The sequence below is a fragment of the Desulforamulus ruminis DSM 2154 genome, from assembly GCF_000215085.1.
Taxonomy (GTDB): domain Bacteria; phylum Bacillota; class Desulfotomaculia; order Desulfotomaculales; family Desulfotomaculaceae; genus Desulfotomaculum; species Desulfotomaculum ruminis.
Genome location: NC_015589.1, coordinates 2,381,513 through 2,401,806, shown reverse-complemented (window position 1 = coordinate 2,401,806; position 20,294 = coordinate 2,381,513). Strand labels below are relative to the sequence as shown.

Genomic DNA, 20,294 nt, shown 5'->3' with positions numbered 1-20,294 from the left:
ATTCATTTAGACGGGGTGTGACAGGTGAACCGTTATTCCTTTATTGTCGATGGGGAAAGGGCAAAGTGCAGGCTGGATATTTTTATTACCGGTCAATGTGCGGAACTGAGCCGGTCCTATGTGCAAAAACTCATTGAAGAGGGCCGGGTGACCGTCAACGACAATCCAAGCAAGGCCAATTATAAGCTCCGGGCCGGGGACCGGGTACAACTGGAGGTTCCCCCTGCGGAGGAATTGCGGGTAGAGCCGGAAAAAATACCCCTGGATATTTATTACGAGGATGCCGATGTGGTGGTGGTTAATAAAGTCCGGGGCATGGTGGTGCACCCGGCGGAAGGAAATCACTCGGGAACGCTGGTGAACGCCTTGCTCTATCACTGCCGGGATTTATCCGGAATCAACGGGATCCTGCGGCCGGGCATTGTGCACCGGCTGGATAAGGATACCTCGGGCCTGATCATGGTGGCCAAGAATGATCATGCCCATCAGTGTCTGACCCAGCAGTTGAAGGACAGGACGGTGACCCGCAGGTATACCGCTCTCGCCCACGGGGTAATCAAGGAAGAAAAGGGAACCATTGATGCGCCCATTGGCAGAGACCCCCGGGAAAGGCAGCGCATGGCGGTGGTTGAAAAAAACTCGAAGTCCGCGGTAACGCACTACCGTGTCCTGGAACGCTTTCAGTACTATACGCTGGCGGAATGTCGCCTGGAGACCGGGCGGACTCATCAGATCCGAGTGCATATGGCCTACATCAAGCACCCGCTGGTGGGCGATCCCAAGTATGGTCCCGCTAAGGCCCATTTTGGCCTGGACGGTCAGTTGCTGCATGCGGGTGTTCTGGGGTTTACTCATCCTTCCACCGGCGCCTATCTTTCCTTTTCAGCCCCGTTGCCCGACGTGTTTGAAAAAATTCTGGAACAGTTAAGAACCCAGGAATCCCTTGATTTTTAAAGGGAACTTTATTATAGTGCGCCAAAAAACAGGCGAGATAACACAACGAACAACCGGTTAAAGATAATGGAACGCGGATTTCCACGGATTCTCACGGATTTTTAAATTTTTTTATAAAATCCGTGGAAATCCGTTCAATCCGCGTTCCATTCTTTTTATTAATAAGGGGTGCGCATTTGGAACTGTCCGGGTTGTTTTTGCATCAACCCCTTTTTTGTTTGCAACACTATAAATCCATGAGATCACAGCGAAGGATGAAAAAGATTGCCGAGGGTTTTACATAGACTGGCAAATGATGGGGAAAATAGGGATTATAGGTCCTTTGGATAAGCGGAGGCAAATATTTCAGAGGGAAAAATTGTGATAATCAGAGGAGAAGCAGGATGAGTCATTTTTTCACCGGAAAAAGCCGCTTTTCAAGGGACCAGTTTGTAAAATGGTGCCGGGATAAAAGGCAAAGAGAAGATTTTACTCCACAACTGCTTTCCCGGTTAACTAAGACTAAAAACAATTTCAAACCTCCGGTCATTTGGCTGGGAACCAATACCTGTTCCGGGGATCACCTCTCTTTATTAAATTCCCTGGATCCCGGTTATCAGAAAATGATCGAGGATTTAATTGATTTCCGCTTCTCTTATTTGCTGATGGCTGCGGAGGGAGAGCGGGCAACCCGGTGTCTGTACCAGGTGATGGATGAGGCCCCGGGTCAGTACATTTTAATCGTTGAAGGAAGTATTGCCACCCGCTCCAATGGTTTATATTCCGTCATGGGCAGGAAGAAAAACGGCCAACCCCTCACCTCTTTACAGACCGTGCAAGAATTGGGAGCAAAGGCAAAATACGTGGTGGCTGCGGGGACCTGCGCTTCTTTTGGCGGACCCTATTCCGCCGCGCCCAATCCGTCGCAAAGCAAACCGGTTCAGGCCATTCTGGAGAGGCCGGTCATTAATGTACCCGGCTGCCCGATCCATCCGGACTGGTTAATGGGTACCCTGGCTCATCTGGTTTGGTATGGCATACCGGAGCTGGACGCTTATCATCGTCCTACCATGTTTTACGGGCAAACCATTCACGAACTTTGTGAAAGACGGCCTTATTTTGAAGAGGGAGTCTTCTCCAAGCAGTTGGGGGAGCCTTGGTGCATGTATAAGCTGGGGTGCAAAGGCCCGGTCACCTATGCCGATTGTCCCCGCCGCCAGTGGAGCGGCGACCCGATAAGCTGGCCGGTAAAGGCAAACACACCCTGCATCGGATGTACCAGTCCGGAATTTCCGGATGATGATATGCCTTTCTTTGAGCACTTACCGGATTTTCAATGGCCGGGAATCCGGTTATCCGCCAAGGAATTGGGCCGGGCCGCCGGTCTGATAAGCGCCCTGGGCATCGGGACGCACCTGGCCGGCAACATTGTTACCGGCAGACTTTCCCGGAACCTACGAAAGGGTTTTAAGGATCAGAAGCACGGTACTTTAATGCGGTTGCAAGGCCTTTTAAAGAATAAAAGGAAGGGATGATGGCTTGAAAAAAATCACCGTCAGCCCGCTGCAAAGGGTTCACTCACCCACCTCTGTGGAAGTGATGGTAGAAAATAAAAAGGTTGTTGACGCCCGGATCATCGGAGATTCTTTCAGGGGCTTTGAGTTCATTCTCCGGGGCAGGGATCCCCGGGATGCTCCTTATCTTACCGGGCGGATTTGCGGTATTTGCTCTTCAGCCCATAGTGTTGCATCCTCCATGGCCCTGGAGCAAGCCGCCGGTGTAAAGCCGCCCCGTAACGGGATTATTTTAAGAAATTTAATTTTTGGCGCCGATATACTGCAAAACCATATCCGGCAAATCTACCTTTTTTCTATGCCGGATTATGTTCGGATGCCCAATTTAGGGCCGTTGACCAACGGGTTTAATCAGGATTTGCGGTTGTCCCGCAAAGTTAATCAAGCCATGGTGAAGCATTATTTTATGGCGGTGGAATTTAGCCGGCTGGCCAATGAATTAATCATATTGCTGGGCGGCAAAACCCCCTTTAATCATGGTGTTTTGGCCGGCGGCGGTACCGTCCCTCCGTCCCCGGAGATCATCGGGGATTTTAAGGTCAAATTGGAGAAAATCAATCATTTTATCACCCAGGTCATGATCCCGGATGTTTATACCCTGGCTAAGGTCTATGAGGACTACTATCACATGGGGGTAAGAAAAATTAATTTTTTGTCTTTCGGCTTATTTCCGGTGGATGAAGACGATCAAGAACGGTATTTTCCTAAAGGAGTTCTCATAGACGGGCAGGCCCGGAATTTCCATGCTTCTTTTATTCGTGAGGACGTCAGTCGTTCCTGGTATGCTCAGGATGGGGAGGGAGTAAAAAGCCCCGGACAAATACCCGGCGAACCGGACCGGGAAAAGAAAGGGGCCTATTCCTGGATTAAGGCTCCCCGCTATCAGGGACAGGCCCTGGAGGGAGGACCTTTGGCCCGGATGTGGATCAAAGGAGACTGCCGGGGCATCTCCACCATGGATCGTTTGCTGGCCAGGGCATTGGAGGCCCAAGAAATCGGCCTCTTGATGCTGGGGTGGCTGCGGGAGCTTAAATTCACCGAGCCGATATATTTTCCTTACCAGGCACCCCGCAAAGGGGTAGGGGCAGGGCTTACGGACGCCATGCGAGGTCCTTTGGGGCACTGGGTACGGATTGAAAAAGGGAGAATCGTCAATTACGATATTGTAACGCCCACTGCCTGGAACTTTTCTCCCAAGGACAACCGGGGACAACCGGGGCCGGTGGAAGAGTCCTTGCTGGGCGTCCAGGTGGAGAACGAGCAGGAACCGGTGGAAATCTGCCGGGTGATTCGTGCCTTTGACCTTTGTTCCTCCTGCTCCGCCCATGTGATGGTAGCGGGAAAACCGGTAAAAAAAATGATGATCATGCCATAACTGTTACGGAGGGCAGCACCGAATGATTTTTAAAAATAGGTCCAAACCGCGTCATTCCCTGCCAAACAGGCTGTTTCACTGGAGCTATGCGTCGGCGGTACTGGCTTGCATCTTCAGCGGCTTTTATATCAACGATCCGAATCGTAAGCTCGGATTTAAAGATATGCGTTCAGCCCAGAAAACCCATTTCGTGGCCCAACAGATTTTTTTGGCCTCCTTTTTAGGCCGCCTTTGTTACGGTTACAAAAGCAAAAATTATAAAGATTTCAGCCTGCAAAGGAAAGATATCCACAGCTTGCCTAAATACTTAAAATATCAATTGTTTTTAACCCCAAATAAACCGCAATATAAAAAGTATAATCCCATCCAGAAAATTTTATTTACCGGGCTGGGCGTTTTGCTCACCGCTCAAATCGCCACCGGGCTGCCTCTTTATGCCTCCGGCCGGTGGATGAAGACTCGAAAGATCTTTGGCGGCCTGAATCCCATCCGCAAATTGCATTATTTCATCGCCTTGTTAACTACTTCCATGATTTCCGGACATATTTATTTTGCACTGACGGATAATTTGAGAAAACTCAAGTCGATCTTTACCGGCAAAAAGTGATCCAAAAAAGTAGATGGAAGGGAGGGGCTTAATCTGCCGGAAATCACCATCCTGGGCATTGGCAATCCCTTATGGAAAGATGACGGCATTGGCCCCCGGATTGTTGAGGAACTTCTGAAAAGCGGACTGCCAGCCGGTGTGGAGGCTTATAACGCAGGGGGTTCCTTTTATCATTACTGGGACGCCTTTGCTGCTTGCCGGCATATTATTGCGCTGGACGCCCTGCAGGGGGGGCATGCTCCGGGCACCCTTTATTTGCTTAAACCGGAGGAGATGCTGCCAAGGGCCCCGGTCCTGTTAAAACATGAAGACGACTTTTTAAGCGTGGTTGAGATTATGAAATTTTTTGGTCTATCGCCGGCAGTTACCATTCTGGGTGTTGAACCAAAGGAGATTACTTTAGGCTATGGGCTATCTCCTGAAATTTTAAGCATCCTTCCCCGGGTGATTCAAAAGATAAGGGATCTTTGTGATCAGTTGCTATATCCGGATAAACTGAATAAAAATTTGTCAAAACTGGAAAACTTATCATAGATTTTATTGCCGGGAAGTGACGGATGCATTGCGCTGGGAAATAAGAGTCGGGGGTATTGTGCAGGGAGTGGGCTTCCGGCCCTATCTTTTTAGACTGGCTAAAGGATGTGGGTTAAGCGGTTTTGTTCTGAATGATCCCGGTGGGGTGTTGGCGGAAGTGGAAGGAGCGCCGGAAAAGTTAAAGAGCTTTTTAACCCAGTTGCCCCTTCAGGCACCCCCCAGGGCTTTGGTTAAAGAGGTATCCTGCCGGGAAATTCCAAGCAAGAGGGATAAAAACTTTATTATTTTATCTAGTCAGGGAATGGGTGAACCTCTTCCTTATATTTGCCCGGATCTGGCCACTTGTCCAGACTGCCTGCAGGAATTAATGGACCCGGACAACCCTCGTTACCGCTACCCCCTGATTAACTGCACCCACTGCGGTCCCCGCTTTACCCTGGTGGAGGGCCTGCCCTACGACCGGGACAAAACCACCATGAAGGCCTTTGCCATGTGTGATCACTGCCTGCATGAATATGAGAATCCATTGGACCGAAGGTTTCATGCCCAGCCCAATGCCTGTTGCCGTTGCGGTCCGGAGATGCAACTCCGGGACCGTAAAGGAAGGCGGATTTCCTGTGAAGATGAGGTCCGGGAGGCTGCCGGTTTACTGCGAGAGGGGAAGATTTTAGCCATTAAAGGGATTGGCGGTTATCATCTGGTTTGCAACGCGGCGGATGATTTAGCTGTAAGCCGTTTGCGCCAACAAAAAAACAGACCGGATAAACCCTTTGCCCTGATGGCGGAAGATCAGAAAGCGGTGGCAGCTTTTTGCCGGCTGGACAAAGGGACAGAAAAATACCTCTGTGATTACAGGCGGCCCATTGTGCTGCTGGAGAAACGGCAACCTAACAGGATATCCTCCGGCGTAGCCCCGGGGCAACGATATTTTGGCGTGATGCTTCCCTACACGCCCATCCATCATTTATTGCTTAAAGACTCCGGACTGGTATTGGTGGCTACCAGCGGAAATCTCTCTGAGGAACCCATTGTTTTCCAGGATTCTTTGGCCCTGGAGAGTTTGTCCGGGGCGGCGGATTATTTTTTGGTCCATAACCGGCCCATTCACATCCGTTGTGATGATTCGGTGGTTAAACTATACCGGGATCAGGAGTATGTCCTCCGCCGGGCCCGGGGTTATGTTCCCCGGCCCATTTCATTGGCTTATAAACTGGAGAAGCATATCCTGGCCTGCGGCGCGCAACAAAAATGTGTTTTTGCCCTGGCCAGGGACGACAGGGTTTTTTTAAGCCAGCACATTGGAGACCTGGATCATGCGGATGTGATGGATTTTTTTGAAAAAACCATTCTTCATTTTCAGCGGCTTTTTTCCATCCAGCCGGAACTGGTGGCTCATGACCTGCATCCCGAATATCTTTCCACCCGCTATGCCTTATCGCTGCCCCGGGTGAAAACCCTGGGAGTACAGCATCACCACGCTCATGTGGCCAGTTGCATGGTTGAAAACCGTTTGAGCAGCCCGGTGATCGGTGTGGTTTTTGACGGCACCGGATATGGCGAGGACGGCAAGCTGTGGGGCGGGGAATTCTTTCTGGCGGACTTGGCCGGTTATCAGCGGTTGGCCCATTTTCCCTATCTCTTTTTGCCCGGGGGGGAACAGGCCCTGCGGGAACCCTGGCGGATTGCCGCGGCCTGTCTGAAGCAAATGTATGGTAAAAATTTCGGAGGCTTAAAGATTCCCTTGATAGAGGGTTTAAATGGAAAGGAATGGGCCCTGCTGGAGGCCCTGCTGCAGACCGGGATCAACTGTCCTGAGGCCTGTGGGGTGGGCCGCTACTTTGATCTGGTTGCCGCCCTGCTGGGCCTGCGCATGAAAGTAACCTATGAAGGACAGGCGGCCCTTGAATTGGAAGCCATTGCGGATAAGAACTGCGGCCAAAGATACGATTTCTCCCTTCAGAGGCTGAAGTCTTTGAAATTTGACTTGGCCCCTGTGCTTGACGGGATTGTCAAGGATGTGGAGACAGGCATTCCCTTACCCATCATCGCGGCCAAGTTCCATAACAGTCTGGTGGAAGTAATCGGGAGCACCTGTGAAGAGATACGGGCTCGCCAGGGAATCAATTCCGTGGTACTTACCGGGGGGGTTTTTCAAAATCTCTATCTTCTGGAACGATCCCATGGAGTCCTGGCCAAGAGAGGATTTTCCGTTTATACCCATAAAGAAATTCCTGCCAACGATGGCGGCATTGCTCTGGGCCAGGTGGCCATTGCCAATGAGAGGTGGAAAAAATGTGCCTTGCAGTGCCCATGAAAATAACGGAGATCACCGGCCAGTGGGGCATCGCTGAATTGGCGGGGGTTCGCCAGCGGGTGAATCTGCAGTTGTTGGAACAGGCTTCCCTCAATAGCTATGTTTTAATTCATGCCGGTTTTGCCATTCAGGAAATGAAAGAGACGGAAGCGTTGGAAATTTTGGAGATGTTGTCAGGCATCGACGCTGCTGAAGCAGATACCGCAAAGGGGTGAGTTGGTGCATGGGGCAAAGGGCTGAATACCGGGAACGGGAAAAAATAGATCAACTGGTCAAGCTGATTGAAAAAATTTCCGGGGGCAGGTCCCTTACCGTGATGGAGGTTTGCGGCACCCATGCCGTTGCTGTTTTCCGGCACGGGTTAAAAAGCATCCTCCCTCCCAACATCCGGCTGGTTTCCGGGCCCGGCTGTCCCGTGTGCGTGACACCGGTTTCCGCCATTGACCAAGCTGTTGTTTATGCCCGGCAGCCCGACACCATTCTGGCAACTTACGGCGATATGATGAAAATCCCCGGTTCCCAATCCAGTCTGCTGGAGGAAAAGGCCAAGGGATGTGATGTACGCATAGTCCTTTCCGCCATGGACCCATTGCAACTGGCGGCGGATCATCCACAGAAACGGGTCATCTTTTGGGCAGCAGGTTTCGAAACCACCGCCCCTACGGTGGCAGCAGCCATACTTATGGCCGAAAAAATGCGGCTGAAGAATTTTTACCTGTACAGTCTTTGTAAACAAATGCCTCCGGTGCTGCACGCCCTGGTGGCAGGCGGAGAAGTCAATATCGACGGCATCCTTTGTCCAGGGCATGTCAGTGCGGTTGCCGGAACAGAAATATACCAATTTTTGCCCCGGGATTTTGCCCTTCCCTGTGTGGTGGCAGGCTTTGAAGCGGCGGATATACTGGAATCCATTGCTCTTCTGGCAGCACAGATTATAAGGAAGAAACCGCGGGTGATCAATCAATACCTTAGAGCGGTCCGGCCAGAGGGAAACCCCAAGGCTTTAAAGACCCTGTACAGTGTTTTTGAACCGGCGGATACGGAATGGCGCGGTTTGGGAACCATTCCCCGCAGCGGGCTCAAGCTCAGAGAAAAATACCGGTTCTACGATGCCCAGGCCGCTTTTCCCATGGCAGCCGTTTCTTCCCGGGAAAGGCCCGGGTGTCTTTGCGGCAGGATTTTGCGGGGACTCAATACACCCGGCGATTGTTCTTTATTTGCTGTATCCTGCACTCCGGATAACCCGGCGGGTCCCTGCATGGTTTCTTCCGAGGGAACCTGCGCAACCCATTTAAAATACCGAGGGGTGATCTGACATTTCTGAGCAAAAGACCGAAACAATCCTGTTGGCTCATGGCAGCGGCGGAAGGCTGACCTCCGGTTTAATTGACCGCCTGCTGCTGCCCCGTTTTAACAATCCCAGGCTGGCGCCTTTAGCGGATGCGGCGGTGGTTGACCTGAAGGAAGCATCATGGGCCTTTACCACTGATGCCTATGTCATAAAACCCCTTTTCTTTCCCGGGGGAGACATCGGAAAGCTGGCGGTCTGCGGGACGATCAATGATCTGGCGGTAATGGGGGCGGCACCGATGTATCTTTCCTGCGGGCTGATCATGGAGGAGGGGCTGACCATGGATACGCTGGAAAGGGTTGTTTGCTCCATGGGTCAAACGGCCCGGCTGGCAGGGGTTGAAGTGGTGACAGGAGATACCAAAGTGGTGGGCCGAGGCGAGGCGGACGGGTTGTTTATTCATATGTCCGGGCTGGGAATGGTCAAGGAGGGGATTTCTTTGGGCCAGGAGAAAATTCGCGTGGGAGACAAGGTGTTGATTAACGGAACCATTGGGGATCATGGTATAGCGGTTCTTTCCGCCCGGGAGAAACTTCATTTTGAAACAGCCATACAAAGTGACGCGGCCCCGCTGCACTCCTTGATTGCCGGGATGCTGGAAGTGTCGGATCAAATTAAAATCATGCGTGATCCCACCCGGGGCGGACTGGCCACCACACTGAATGAACTGGTTCGGGGCATGAATTTTGGTTTGACCCTGGAGGAAGAAGCCCTGCCTGTAAGCAAAGAAATCCTTACTCTGTGCCGGCTGATTGGTTTTGATCCCCTGTATGTGGCCAATGAAGGCAAAGTGGTGGTGATTGCAGCCCGGGAGGATGCGGATCTTTTACTGAAGACCATGCGCAGCCACCCCCAGGGCAGGGAAAGCCGGATCATCGGCGAGGTAACCTCAGGGCCTGCCGGCAGGGTTTTGCTGCACACCGCGACGGGGGGAAAGCGTCTGGTAGACACCCTGGCGGCAGACCAACTGCCGAGGATTTGTTGAATCAATGTTAGTATAAAGGAGCCGTCATCTTGCATGAATTATCCATGGCCCAGGATTTGTTAAAAATCCTTGGTGAATACCAAGAGGAGCTGGGAAGCGGTCGGCAGATCAAAGAGGTCCATCTTAAAGTCGGTAAATTTACATCGGTTGTTCCGGAAACACTGGGTTTCTGTTATGAGTTGCTGGTGCAAAATACCTCATTCGCGGGAACCAGGCTAATAATTGAGGAAATACCGCTGGTGATCCGCTGCCGCCGTTGTCTGAGGCAAAAAAACCTGGAAACGCCCCGGTTTCATTGCCCCGATTGTTCCAGTGAAGATGTGGAAATGGTGGCAGGGGGAGAAATGATCATTGATTTCATCCAGGTGGAAGAGGCAGAAAAGGAGGGAATGACGCAAGATGAAGATAACTCTTTTAAAACAGCTCTTGGAGGCCAATGAGAATATGGCCGAAGAGAACCGGCAGCTTTTTGAGGAGCACGGCATCCGCGCGGTGAATCTGATGGGTTCTCCCGGCTGTGGAAAGACGGCTTTGTTGGAGAAAACCCTGGAACTGTTGGCCGGAGACTTGCAAACCGCGGTAATTGAAGGAGATGTTGCCAGCACCTATGATGCTGAGCGGCTGGCCAAGTTTGGCATTCAGGCGGTGCAAATTGCTACCGAAACCTTTGGCGGCAGTTGTCACCTAAACGCCAGGATGATTGCCAGTGCCCTGACCCATATCCATTTAAAGGGTCTGGATTTACTATTTATTGAAAACATTGGCAATCTCATCTGCCCGGCAGCTTTTAACCTGGGAGAACATCAACGGGTGGTGGTTACCAGCCTGACAGAAGGACCGGAAAAGCCCTTGAAATATCCGGTAATGTTCCGGGGGGCGGATCTGGTGGTCATTAATAAAATGGATCTCAAAAATAGGCTGCAGGCAGATACCCAACAGCTCATAGACAATATTAAAAAGATTCATCCGGCGGTTCCGGTTTTGGAGCTTTCGGCTGTTACAGGAGAAGGCTGCCTTTCCTGGATAGAATGGCTGAGAGGGAAAAATACCGTGGAAAAACCGGCCTAGAATTTAATAGATATAGAGGGAGCTGAGGCAAAAAGAACCTGACAAGGTTAATGCGCAGCTCCTTCTTTTTTAAAAAGCAATAGAACGCGGATTGAACGGATTTTACGGATTTGCGCGGATTTTAAAATATTGGATGATTAATCCGTGGTCTATTCTAATTGGCCCGTTTAGAGCAGCTCCAGATCGTTTTCAATTTCTCCAAAGTCAGTACCAGCAAATGGCTTTAATTCTTGCGAGATAAAAAGGCCTTCTCTGGAAAAAATAGCGGCAGGAGGAATGGTGATGGAACAGGTTAAAAAAGGAGTCACTTCCTTACAAGGAAGGATTGACCGGCTGGCTGAAAATATGGAAAAAATGAAACTGGCGGAATACGTAGAGCTTCTAGGCGATACCCGCCGGTTGTTATGGGTCAATTTCATTTCCGGAATTGCCAGAGGACTGGGCATTGCCGTGGGTTTTACCATTTTGGGCGCAGTGCTGCTTTACCTGTTAAGAAAGCTGGTGGTGCTTAATCTACCGGTTATTGGAGGTTTTATTGCCCAGGTGGTGCAGATGGTGCAAATTAAGATGTATTAGCTAAACCAGCTTAAAACCTCCAGAAAGAGGGAGGCAACGCCTGCGGCCATAAGGGGGCCCACCGGTTGTCCGTTAAAAAAAAGAATGCCAATAACGGAACCTACAATGAGACCAAAAATAATGCCGGGATCAATTTGCATTAATTTTAATCCCTCGCTGTTAAGGTGCGTGGCCATGACTCCGCCGACAATGGCCAAAATACCGGGCAGCGAGGTGACATTGTAAAGCAGGTCCCGGCCGGTAACCCTTTCAGTGGCGATGGGAACCAGGATGGACAGCAATAAAAACAACAGGCCCAGCTCCAGTCCGTGAGTTTCTAAATAAGGGAAGAGAAAATCCAGTTTACTGAACTGAAGGAAGAGCAAAATGCAGGCACAGACGGAAATAAGATTGGAACGGGCTACCAAACCAATAATTAATAAAATAACCATGATGATTTCCCCGGAGTGCATGGCCAGAACCCCTTTACAATGGATGTTGATAAAATATATGCCTTCGTGGAACAAGCTAGCACGAAAACCGGACAACCCTTTAAAAACGAATGTGAAATTGCAATCTACAGGAATCCGTTAACAGCGGGAGGATGATGCAGTGTCAGAAAGAAAGATGTCTCTGATTAAAAGGCTTGGGGCGGCTGGTTTGCTGACCTTCGGAGGAATCCTGGCCACCCGCAAGATTGTGGATTATATCGCCGATTGGATTACCTATCCGCTTATTCAGGATCAACATGAAAAGAACCTGTGGATGCTGGCCACCTCCATCCAGCGCTACGATGTCAATAAACTTATTCAGACGGAACTGCGGGCAGGTACCGACAGTTTCATTGAAAGACCCATTGGAGGTCCGCGTACTTTCAATTATTTGGATAAAATCCTGTTTAACATTGCCCAGCTTCATAAGCTGCCCACTAAAAGGGAGACCAATATCGATACCGGCGTAACCATTGGCCCCCAAGCAAGAAAACCCTTACGGTTAAAAATTCCCCTGTTAGTGGCAGGGATGGCTTACGGTCTGGCCCTTTCCGAGGCATATAAAATTGCCTTTGCCAAGGGCTCGGCCAGGGCCGGAACCGCCACCAACACCGGTCTGGGACCTTGGCTGGAGGCAGAAAGAAAAGCGGCCCGACACCTCATTCTGCAGTTTTCGCGCATATCCTGGAACCGGGATGAGAAATACCTGAAACAAAGTGACGCCATTGAGATTCAATTTGGCCACGGAGCCAATGCCGGAACGGGAAAAACACTGAAGGCCGAGCATATGAGCGGGTTGCTTAGAAAACGGCTGGGTCTCCGCAGGGGACAGGATGCGGTCATCCATAACCGGCTGGAAGGTGTGGCCAGCCAGGAGGATTTAAAGGAGCTGATTGAATATCTGCGCAAGGTGACCGGTGGAGTCCCGGTAGGGGTCAAAATCGGGGCGGGCAAGGATCTGGAAGAGGACTTAAAGATCATTGTGGGGGCCGGAGCGGATTTTGTCAGTGTTGATGGGGCTGAGGGGGGCACCCATGGCTCTCTGCCCCTATTGGAGGATGACTTTGGCGTACCTACCTTTATTGCCGCTGCCAGAGCCGCCAAGTTTTGGGAGAAACATCATTTGCGGGGAAAAGTGAGCCTGCTGGTAGGCGGTGGACTTTCCACTCCCGGTGACTGCCTGAAGATGCTGGCTCTGGGAGCCGACGCCGTATACCTGGGTACGGCGGTACTCTTTGCCACAACCCATACCCAGGTTTTAAAAGTGGTTCCCTTTGAGCCTCCCACGCAATTGGCCTGGGAAAATGGCAAATATAAAAACAAATTTAAGGTGGAGGAGGGGGCTAAAAGCCTGGCCCGGTTCCTGCACGCCACGGTTTACGAAATGGAAGAAGGGGTTAAGGCCCTTGGCAAAACCTCCATCCGGGAGGTTTCCAAGGAAGACCTCTTTGCCATTGACAAAGAGGTGGCGGAGATTGCGGGCATCCAGTTAGGTTATCATGAACCGAAAAGAAAAGTTAGAAAATACTACCCTAAATTTTAAACAGGGTTCTTTACACCAGCAGATGGTCCAAAAACTTCGTTATGGGTCGAAATACCGCATCAACGGCATGGGTGGGATTGGGCAGTTTAATATCCCAAAGATAAGCGTAACTATAGACCATACCCATTATCATCATCAGAGAATAGGCAATGATTTCCCGGAAGTTTTTTCTTTTGATTAAAGAAGGCAGTTGTATCCATAAAACCACCGCAAAAAAGCAGGTTAACAGCACCGCAGGCATGACCTTCTCACTCCTCTTTTCCGTCGGATTTTCTGGCGGTTTTAGAGATAATCCCAATACGGCTGATTTCCGAATCAACGGTAATATTTAAGGCGATATTGGGATAGTATTCATACCATTGTTCCTTGATTTGATTCCATTGCTGCGGGAAGCTGGCATAGAAGTGTCGACCAAATCCGAAGGGGTCGCTTTCCAATTCCTTGGATTTGTTAAAAGCCATGACAATTTCTTTTTTCACCTCTTGAGACTGCAATTTTTGAATTTCTTCAATCACTTTGGTTTGGCTGAAGTCTAAATCAGTTTGACTTTCTCCAATATTGGACTTTACCTTGATATGAATATTGAATTGAATTTTTCCATCCACAATGACCGGCTTCACCTGGGCCTGGGAGGATAAAATTTCCAAGGCAATTTGCTGATCCTTCCAGGGGGCGTTGATCACCCCGCCCCGTACCTGTCCCTTGACCCACAACAATCCCCGGCTCTCCCTGTCATTAAACCAGCCAACCATTTTATCGTTTTTAAAAATAGCGGTATCCAGAACAGCTAAATCAGCGGTTTGGGGTTTGGAGGGATTACCGGTAGAGGCAGGATTCTCTTCGGAGGGGACGGAGGTTACAATGACTCCGGCGGTATAGGTTTCATGACCCTGCTCCGTAAAAAATTCTACAAAATCCCCCAGCCGGTTGGGCGCATAAAAGGAACTTCTTTCCCGGTGTTTAATGATGCCTGCCAAAAACTGGCCTTTACTGTCCTTGATCGGCATATCTGAGGTAAGCACCTTGGTCAGTTGCCCCTTTTTGGCGATCAGCAGCCAAGTGCCCCGCCGCATTTCGGGATCCCGTTCAAAAAAATCAATAACCGGTCGAATACCCCGGGTGGTTGCCAGTTCTTCGGAAAGAATGATGGCTTGAATATGTCCGAAAAACAACCGGTAGGCGGCTTCCCTGGACATTCTTCGAATGGCGTCAAAAATGGTGATGCCGGTGCCGGAGTGAATATGGAAGGGGGGTTCAACGGTAGCGCCGTTGCTTCCCATACCCCCGCCGGCTACCGCACGCACATTTACTTCGGCGCAAATCAGCTCAATTTGATTGTTCTCGGCCAGGTCCACTCCCAGGGCCATAACCAGACCCAGTTTTTCTGGTTCCGTTAAATCCCAGCAGCCGGGAAGAAAAAGACAAATCACCAGCAGAATGATGACTTTCTTCATCATGAGGGATCACTTCCTTTTTTAGGAGGATGGGGTATCTGACCGGGAGTCATTCTGAGGGAAGCATCGGCGGTTTCCGAGGGGCGGCGGGTTAAGGTCCACCAGGGAGCCCGCACAGCCACATCCTTCAAATCCCCGGGTTTAAAGGGAGACAGCGGGGAAAGGTAAGGAACCCCAAAGCTTCTTAAAGAAAACATGTGCAGCAATAGAAGTAGCACGCCGGTCATTACACCGTACAGACCCAGAAAGGCGGCTAAAAGCATTAAGGGAAAGCGCAGGGTTCGTATGGCCACGGAAATATTGAACTGGGGAATGGTGAAATTGGCAATCCCAGTTACAGCCACCACAATTACCATCAAAGGGGATACCAGGGAAGCCTGCACCGCAGCCTGTCCGATCACCAGAGCGCCTACAATGCTGACGGCCTGGCCCACCGGTCTGGGCAGTCGGACTCCGGCTTCCCGCAGCAGTTCAAAGGAAAATTCCATCAGCAGAGCTTCCAAAAAGGCCGGAAAGGGAACCCCCAGCCGGGCGGCCATGATGCTGACCAGCAGTTGGGTGGGGATCATCTCCTGGTGATAAGTGGTGATGGCAATGTAAGCGGCAGGCAGCAGCAGAGCCATGATAAAGGCGGTATAGCGAAAGAAGCGGATTAAAGTTGAAAAAATATAGCGGTTGTAATAATCTTCCGCCGCCTGCATTAAAGAAAAAAACTCCCCCGGTGCCAACAGGGCCATGGGCGTATTGTCCGTAAGAATGACCACACGTCCCTCTAAAAGGCCGGCTGCGGCACGGTCCGGGCGCTCGGTGACACCCACCTGGGGAAAGGGCGAATAAGGGTGATCCTGGATTAATTCTTCCAGGTAACCGCTTTCCAGCACGCCGTCGATATGAATTCTTTTTAAACGGGTGCGGACTTCACGGACCAAATCCGGGGAACAAACCCCCCGCAGATAAGCCATGGAAACCTTCGTTTTGGTAATATAGCCAAGGGTTATGGGTTCAAAGACCAGGTTGGGACTCTGCAATCTTCTGCGAATTAAGGAGATGTTGGTGCTCAGGGTTTCCACAAAGGAATCCCTGGGCCCTCGGACCACCGGTTCCGAATCGGGTTCCGCCACATTTCTGGATTTATAGCCTTTAATGCTGATGGACACAGCGTAGGGGAACCCGTCAATAAGGAGCGCCACTTCACCGATCAGCAAACCGTCCAGCAGGGCGTCAAAGTTTTCCACCTTTTTTAACTCGGCCCGGGTGATCAGGTTGCCGGCTTCCAATTGATCAATGATTTCCGGACCGGTGCGCAGGCCGGTGGCATAGACTTCTAAAACCAGAGGGCGCAAAACATGCTGATCCAGCAGGGAGGAGTCCGTAAGGTTGTCAAAATAGAGCAGGGCGGCAGGTCTAATCTCGCTGCGGCCAATCTGAATATCCCGGATAACCAGATCCACATTGGCGCCCAACATTTCTTTAAGAAAATCCAGATTTTTTTTCAAAGACGGGAGAATGAGGGTGTTTCTTAGTTCTTTTCCGGTATAAATCTTAGGGTTATCCTCTGCGGAGAGACCGGCGGATTTCTCTGATTTAAACTTATTTTTATTTTGGCGAACCCGGGTCATTTTTTTTAGAAATTTAATCATTCTTTCATTGGCCCCCTGGTGATGGTTCTTTAAATGAAATTAAGTAAAGTAAAAAAGTAAGAAAAAAGTTAACAAAGGAAACGGAAGGTGGGAACACCTGGGCGGAAAACTCCATCAATTCCGCAATATTGGTCCAGGAGTTCAAAGATAAAACCGTTAACAGGATTCCTCCGGGAATGATCAACGGCCGGTAGGATTTAAGTCCAAATAACTGGGCAAAGGCCAGGGTACCGGCATAAAAAAAGGTGGTTAATTTAAAGGCCATACCGGCTACCCAGACGGCCATAAACAAAACATCCACACGATCCAGGGACATAAAGGTTTCGATCATGGTGTAGCGGGCCAGGGAGAAAGTAGGGAACACCAGCCTGGAAGTGGTCTCGGGTCCGAAAAGTCCTACGGCGCCGATGGTGACCAAAACCATGCTGAAAAAAACGATAAGGACAGCCCCGAAGGTAATCCGGGCAATCTTTTTTTTATCCGCCAGAAAAGGCGCCAGCATCAAAATGACCGCACACTCCCCGAACCAACTGCCTGGAGAGAGCGCTCCAAAGAGGATTTTACCCGGAGGAGTGGCCAATAACGGTGTAAAATTTTCCAGCCGAATGTGTTTTAGGATGAGTAAAAATATGACCACGATACTGATCAGAAAAAAACAGGTAATCACGGTATTGGTACGGGCCAGCGGTTCCATGCCCAGGTACAGGGCGTAACAGGCAATAAGCGTTAACAAGCCGATATTGACTAAAACCGGCGTATTGAATAAATAGGTAGTGGACATTAGTTCCGTGAACTGCCTCTGTACAAAGTAGGCCACGTAATAAAAGTAACAGGCGAAGATCAAACCCACCAGCTTACCCAGATATCGGCCCAGCAGCCTGGGTGCGTATTCCACCGGTGTTTCCTGGGGAAAGCGGGAGGCCAGGGCCGAGGCGATTCCTGCTACCAGAAGTCCGAAAACCAAGGCCGCCAGCAGGGACAGCCAAGCATCCGGACCGGCTGAGGCGGCAGTAGTGGCTGGGACAAATAAAATGGCGGTGGGAAGGATCAGGATCACGATATAGGCGGTTGCCTGCCAAGAGGAAATTTGAGCTTCAGCTTTCATTTTGCGACCCACCCCGGTTGTTCTTTTTTTTCAGAAGGCCAATCATCAGCAATAGGGCCGGAAGCAGCAATTCAAAGGTCAGGGCCAGGCCCGGCCAGGTATTTTTAAGAATAAGCAGGGTTTTGCTCACTTCCGAAGATAAAAATAGCGGCAGAATGGTAACCAACAGAATCAGGGGCAACAGTAAAGTGCGGGTGGCTTCAGCCCGGGTGATTTTCTGCAGGGTTGTAAACAGGATAATCATTAAAATGGATACTTTGAAAAAGGTCGCCGAATACCAGAAAACCATTAGGATGGCCTCAAAACCACGACTCCCGCCAAACTCTAAAATACGAATGATTTCAAAAAGTGAAAAAGTAATATCTGCAGCCTGCTGGGAACCGAACAAGCCAACGGATAAGGAACTCAGCAGGAGCAAAAAGGCAACCGTCCAAATGGCCGCTAACATGGACTTTTTGTAGGCTGCCGGGGATTTAATAAATTGTGCCAGGAACAATAAAATGACCCCTTCGCCCAGCCATGCGGTAATGCGCATGGAAGACTGGAGAACCGGACCGACGCCATGCTCCAGAACCGGCATAAACCGGATCATTTCCAGGTCGCTCAGTGCAAAAGCCACAATCAGTATGCGTATCAAGAGGCCCAGGGGAAAGACAAACTCAATCACCCGGGCCACCACTTCAAGCCCCAGTAGTGCTGCGTAGCCTGCCGCAAGAGTAAGCAATAAGACAATGAGTATATTGGGTGTATTGCTAAAAAAAATAGAGTTGGTTATCTGTACCAGTTCCCCGATGACCACAGCGGTAAGATAGAATAGAAAGAACAGGTAGCAGAAAATGAACAAAGCTCCCCCCAGCGGCCCCAGCAATTTACCGGCATAAGCACTAGGGGGCTGGCCCGGAAACCTTTGCGCCAGTTCGGCCTGGATCAAGACAATGCCACTGGCGATGAAGGCTGCAACCATTACCGCAAGCCAGGTATCCCGTCCGGCCAACTGGACGGAGATGGAAGGAAGAAAAACATCCGCCGTGGAAGTTATAAAAAGAATCAATATAAAGGTAAATTGCCGGTTGGAGATCATAGCTGCATCAACGTCCTTGGCCATTATTCTTCCACTTTTTTGCAGGATTATCCATATTACCCATGGAATGTGTATGCCGTCCTTTACGCTTATCTTGAGCAAGTAAAGTAAACCATGGAACGAAGCAGCCCATGGTTTTTTTGCTGTTGATCCTATTTTATTTAGAGTGAATGGAGGCTGTTATTGGGAACAAAAAACTAAGTATCGAGGACGAACGACATCATGGAAGGCCATTAGGCAAATAAAATATCAATAGACCCAAGGTATAACCGGGCCATTTTGTAGTGATAATTGGAAGAACAAAGGTGGAGGAACCCGATGATGAAATTTGCCAGCATGGATGACGCTGCAGAGAAAATAAAGATGTTGAAGAATTTATATATCGGTATACGCATTGTTGATCCTAAAAGTAAAGCGGCGGTAGATGTGCTGCACCAATCGCCAACAGCGAAGCTTCCCTTATGCTATCAATTTTGGGATACCGGGAGAATTTGTGAAAACTGCATTTCCATGCGTGCGCTAAATGGCAATGGCACGGCCATTAAAATTGCCGGCAAGAGCAGAGGGATCTATGCAGTGACCGCAGTACCTGTGCTTATCGCTGACAGAAGATTGGTAATGGAACTTATCCAAGATGTAACAGGCAATTTGTGTTTTGAAACGGGAGAAACTTGCAACGATCCTAATTTGCTGATGACGTCTATCTCCAAGCATATCGAATACCTGCTTACCAGAGATGAATTAACGGGCTTATATAACCGTCGTTTTATTGATGAAAGACTCCCTGGTGCATTGGAGGAAATGCACAAATCCGGCGAGCCTTTGTCGGTAATTTATGCCGATCTGGATTTTTTTAAAAGCGTCAATGATGCTTACGGGCATGTGGTGGGAGACCAGGTATTATGCGGTGTTGGAAAAGTATTTCAGGAGAATGTGCGCAGCGAAGAGAGTTGGGTGGCCAGATACGGTGGGGAAGAATTCCTTATATGCCTTCCTGGAATCGATTGTAAAACCGCCCTGCAAATAGCGGAACGCCTGAGGAAAGCCATTATGCAAGAGGAGTTTCAAATTGGCGAGAAAGTCCTGCATATCACTTGCAGCTTTGGTGTTGAGACCCTATGTGGTAAAAAACATAAAATAACCGCCCGTGAAGTGGTTGAACTTGCGGATAAAAAATTATATAAAGCAAAATACAATGGTAGAAATAAGGTTGTTTAGTATGTGATCGGCGTTATGGGCAGAAAGGAGCCACAGGCAGGAATTTGCCATCACTTTTTCTTTTTTGCTTTCTGCCGAGCGTTTTCAATGTTTTCAGCAACTCTGAACTGTACAATCCGCCGAATCAAGTCAAAAGGCAATGGCTGAGACAGGGGCAATTGTATCCCGCCCTTTGAAGTTTTGTAGTTTGTCAGTTCATCCTGAAAAGCTGCCACTCCGCTGGCGCCGGGATAAAATCCGATGTGGTGCTTATGAGCAAAAAAATGAACCAGGTTTCCATGCAGATAAAAAGTTGGCATTTGCCAGCTCATTTTTTCTTGTGCTTCGGGAACTTCTTTTTTAATCAGAGTTCTTAACCCATGGAGTTTTTCCTGAATCTCAGGAGGGGTACTGGCAATGTAATCGTCAATGGTTTTGAACTCCGTCTTATTCGTCTCCATGGTAGCTCTCCTTGGTGTTATTTTGC

Annotated in this window: 21 protein-coding genes; 14 read left to right on the top strand and 7 right to left on the bottom strand. The window is 49.8% G+C overall.

Annotated features, from left to right (window positions below; genetic code table 11):
• Positions 1 to 24 precede the first annotated feature (24 nt).
• From DESRU_RS11990 to DESRU_RS11935, 12 genes are all read left to right on the top strand, one after another.
• Entirely contained in the window at positions 25 to 954 is a 930-nt protein-coding gene (locus DESRU_RS11990; protein WP_013842371.1) for an RluA family pseudouridine synthase, read from the top strand.
• A gap of 383 nt (positions 955 to 1,337) precedes the next feature.
• Entirely contained in the window at positions 1,338 to 2,468 is a 1,131-nt protein-coding gene (locus DESRU_RS11985; protein WP_013842370.1) for a hydrogenase small subunit, read from the top strand.
• 4 nt (positions 2,469 to 2,472) lie between these two features.
• Positions 2,473 to 3,882, top strand: coding sequence for a nickel-dependent hydrogenase large subunit (locus tag DESRU_RS11980; protein WP_013842369.1), 1,410 nt, complete (start codon positions 2,473 to 2,475; stop codon positions 3,880 to 3,882).
• A 22-nt stretch (positions 3,883 to 3,904) separates the two neighbouring features.
• Positions 3,905 to 4,489 (top strand): cytochrome b/b6 domain-containing protein, encoded by a 585-nt coding sequence (locus tag DESRU_RS11975; RefSeq protein ID WP_013842368.1) that lies wholly within the window; start codon positions 3,905 to 3,907, stop codon positions 4,487 to 4,489.
• Between the two features lie 33 nt (positions 4,490 to 4,522).
• Positions 4,523 to 5,023, top strand: coding sequence for a hydrogenase maturation protease (locus DESRU_RS19895; protein ID WP_013842367.1), 501 nt, complete (start codon positions 4,523 to 4,525; stop codon positions 5,021 to 5,023).
• Positions 5,024 to 5,039: 16 nt separating this feature from the next.
• Positions 5,040 to 7,337, top strand: a complete 2,298-nt coding sequence (gene hypF / locus DESRU_RS11965; RefSeq protein WP_187290568.1) for a carbamoyltransferase HypF — start codon at positions 5,040 to 5,042, stop codon at positions 7,335 to 7,337.
• A complete protein-coding gene (locus DESRU_RS11960) occupies positions 7,316 to 7,552 on the top strand; it encodes a HypC/HybG/HupF family hydrogenase formation chaperone (RefSeq protein ID WP_013842365.1) in 237 nt (78 codons plus the stop codon). Before hypF ends, DESRU_RS11960 begins: the two co-directional genes overlap by 22 nt.
• Positions 7,553 to 7,560: 8 nt before the next feature.
• Entirely contained in the window at positions 7,561 to 8,652 is a 1,092-nt protein-coding gene (gene hypD / locus DESRU_RS11955) for a hydrogenase formation protein HypD (RefSeq protein WP_013842364.1), read from the top strand.
• A 31-nt stretch (positions 8,653 to 8,683) separates the two neighbouring features.
• Positions 8,684 to 9,673, top strand: coding sequence for a hydrogenase expression/formation protein HypE (hypE, locus tag DESRU_RS11950; protein WP_238446284.1), 990 nt, complete (start codon positions 8,684 to 8,686; stop codon positions 9,671 to 9,673).
• 29 nt (positions 9,674 to 9,702) lie between these two features.
• A complete protein-coding gene (locus tag DESRU_RS11945) occupies positions 9,703 to 10,113 on the top strand; it encodes a hydrogenase maturation nickel metallochaperone HypA/HybF (RefSeq protein ID WP_013842362.1) in 411 nt (136 codons plus the stop codon).
• Positions 10,073 to 10,741, top strand: a complete 669-nt coding sequence (gene hypB / locus DESRU_RS11940) for a hydrogenase nickel incorporation protein HypB (protein WP_013842361.1) — start codon at positions 10,073 to 10,075, stop codon at positions 10,739 to 10,741. Before DESRU_RS11945 ends, hypB begins: the two co-directional genes overlap by 41 nt.
• Before the next feature lie 282 nt (positions 10,742 to 11,023).
• Positions 11,024 to 11,317: a DUF5665 domain-containing protein gene (locus DESRU_RS11935; RefSeq protein ID WP_013842360.1), complete on the top strand. Its 294-nt coding sequence runs from the start codon at positions 11,024 to 11,026 to the stop codon at positions 11,315 to 11,317.
• On the opposite strand, the gene DESRU_RS11930 is transcribed toward DESRU_RS11935, so the two are convergent.
• Entirely contained in the window at positions 11,314 to 11,769 is a 456-nt protein-coding gene (locus DESRU_RS11930; protein ID WP_013842359.1) for a DUF441 domain-containing protein, read from the bottom strand. The genes DESRU_RS11935 and DESRU_RS11930 overlap by 4 nt on opposite strands.
• A 139-nt stretch (positions 11,770 to 11,908) precedes the next feature.
• Between DESRU_RS11930 and DESRU_RS11925 the strand changes: the two genes are divergently transcribed.
• Positions 11,909 to 13,330: an FMN-binding glutamate synthase family protein gene (locus tag DESRU_RS11925; RefSeq protein ID WP_013842358.1), complete on the top strand. Its 1,422-nt coding sequence runs from the start codon at positions 11,909 to 11,911 to the stop codon at positions 13,328 to 13,330.
• Positions 13,331 to 13,340: 10 nt separating this feature from the next.
• On the opposite strand, the gene DESRU_RS11920 is transcribed toward DESRU_RS11925, so the two are convergent.
• Genes DESRU_RS11920 through DESRU_RS11900 form a run of 5 tightly spaced genes read right to left on the bottom strand, consistent with a single transcriptional unit; the run spans position 13,341 to position 18,634 of the window.
• Positions 13,341 to 13,571 (bottom strand): hypothetical protein, encoded by a 231-nt coding sequence (locus DESRU_RS11920; protein ID WP_013842357.1) that lies wholly within the window; start codon positions 13,569 to 13,571, stop codon positions 13,341 to 13,343.
• A gap of 7 nt (positions 13,572 to 13,578) precedes the next feature.
• Entirely contained in the window at positions 13,579 to 14,787 is a 1,209-nt protein-coding gene (locus DESRU_RS11915) for a Ger(x)C family spore germination protein (RefSeq protein WP_013842356.1), read from the bottom strand.
• Positions 14,784 to 16,424: a spore germination protein gene (locus DESRU_RS11910; RefSeq protein ID WP_013842355.1), complete on the bottom strand. Its 1,641-nt coding sequence runs from the start codon at positions 16,422 to 16,424 to the stop codon at positions 14,784 to 14,786. Before DESRU_RS11910 ends, DESRU_RS11915 begins: the two co-directional genes overlap by 4 nt.
• A gap of 4 nt (positions 16,425 to 16,428) precedes the next feature.
• Positions 16,429 to 17,529, bottom strand: coding sequence for a GerAB/ArcD/ProY family transporter (locus tag DESRU_RS11905; RefSeq protein WP_013842354.1), 1,101 nt, complete (start codon positions 17,527 to 17,529; stop codon positions 16,429 to 16,431).
• Positions 17,519 to 18,634 carry a GerAB/ArcD/ProY family transporter gene (locus DESRU_RS11900; protein WP_013842353.1) on the bottom strand — a complete coding sequence of 372 codons (1,116 nt, stop codon included), beginning with the start codon at positions 18,632 to 18,634 and terminating at the stop codon, positions 17,519 to 17,521. Before DESRU_RS11900 ends, DESRU_RS11905 begins: the two co-directional genes overlap by 11 nt.
• Before the next feature lie 294 nt (positions 18,635 to 18,928).
• On the opposite strand from DESRU_RS11900, the gene DESRU_RS11895 reads away from it, so the two are divergent.
• Positions 18,929 to 19,828 carry a GGDEF domain-containing protein gene (locus DESRU_RS11895; protein WP_013842352.1) on the top strand — a complete coding sequence of 300 codons (900 nt, stop codon included), beginning with the start codon at positions 18,929 to 18,931 and terminating at the stop codon, positions 19,826 to 19,828.
• Between the two features lie 50 nt (positions 19,829 to 19,878).
• Here the strand turns inward: DESRU_RS11895 and DESRU_RS11890 are convergent, their stop codons facing one another.
• The gene (locus DESRU_RS11890) at positions 19,879 to 20,268 is read right to left on the bottom strand and encodes an iron chaperone (RefSeq protein WP_013842351.1); all 390 of its coding nucleotides are present in this window, start codon (positions 20,266 to 20,268) and stop codon (positions 19,879 to 19,881) included.
• Positions 20,269 to 20,294 lie beyond the last annotated feature (26 nt).

Bases quoted from the DNA above. Each gene is read 5' to 3' on its own strand.
- DESRU_RS11985 (WP_013842370.1), top strand. From the start codon at position 1,338: ATGAGTCATTTTTTCACCGGAAAAAGCCGCTTTTCAAGGGACCAGTTT.
- DESRU_RS11975 (WP_013842368.1), top strand. From the start codon at position 3,905: ATGATTTTTAAAAATAGGTCCAAACCGCGTCATTCCCTGCCAAACAGG.
- DESRU_RS11960 (WP_013842365.1), top strand. From the start codon at position 7,316: ATGTGCCTTGCAGTGCCCATGAAAATAACGGAGATCACCGGCCAGTGG.
- hypD (WP_013842364.1), top strand. From the start codon at position 7,561: ATGGGGCAAAGGGCTGAATACCGGGAACGGGAAAAAATAGATCAACTG.
- hypB (WP_013842361.1), top strand. From the start codon at position 10,073: ATGAAGATAACTCTTTTAAAACAGCTCTTGGAGGCCAATGAGAATATG.
- DESRU_RS11935 (WP_013842360.1), top strand. From the start codon at position 11,024: ATGGAACAGGTTAAAAAAGGAGTCACTTCCTTACAAGGAAGGATTGAC.
- DESRU_RS11930 (WP_013842359.1), bottom strand. From the start codon at position 11,769: ATGCACTCCGGGGAAATCATCATGGTTATTTTATTAATTATTGGTTTG.
- DESRU_RS11920 (WP_013842357.1), bottom strand. From the start codon at position 13,571: ATGCCTGCGGTGCTGTTAACCTGCTTTTTTGCGGTGGTTTTATGGATA.
- DESRU_RS11915 (WP_013842356.1), bottom strand. From the start codon at position 14,787: ATGATGAAGAAAGTCATCATTCTGCTGGTGATTTGTCTTTTTCTTCCC.
- DESRU_RS11910 (WP_013842355.1), bottom strand. From the start codon at position 16,424: ATGATTAAATTTCTAAAAAAAATGACCCGGGTTCGCCAAAATAAAAAT.
- DESRU_RS11905 (WP_013842354.1), bottom strand. From the start codon at position 17,529: ATGAAAGCTGAAGCTCAAATTTCCTCTTGGCAGGCAACCGCCTATATC.
- DESRU_RS11900 (WP_013842353.1), bottom strand. From the start codon at position 18,634: ATGGCCAAGGACGTTGATGCAGCTATGATCTCCAACCGGCAATTTACC.
- DESRU_RS11895 (WP_013842352.1), top strand. From the start codon at position 18,929: ATGATGAAATTTGCCAGCATGGATGACGCTGCAGAGAAAATAAAGATG.
- DESRU_RS11890 (WP_013842351.1), bottom strand. From the start codon at position 20,268: ATGGAGACGAATAAGACGGAGTTCAAAACCATTGACGATTACATTGCC.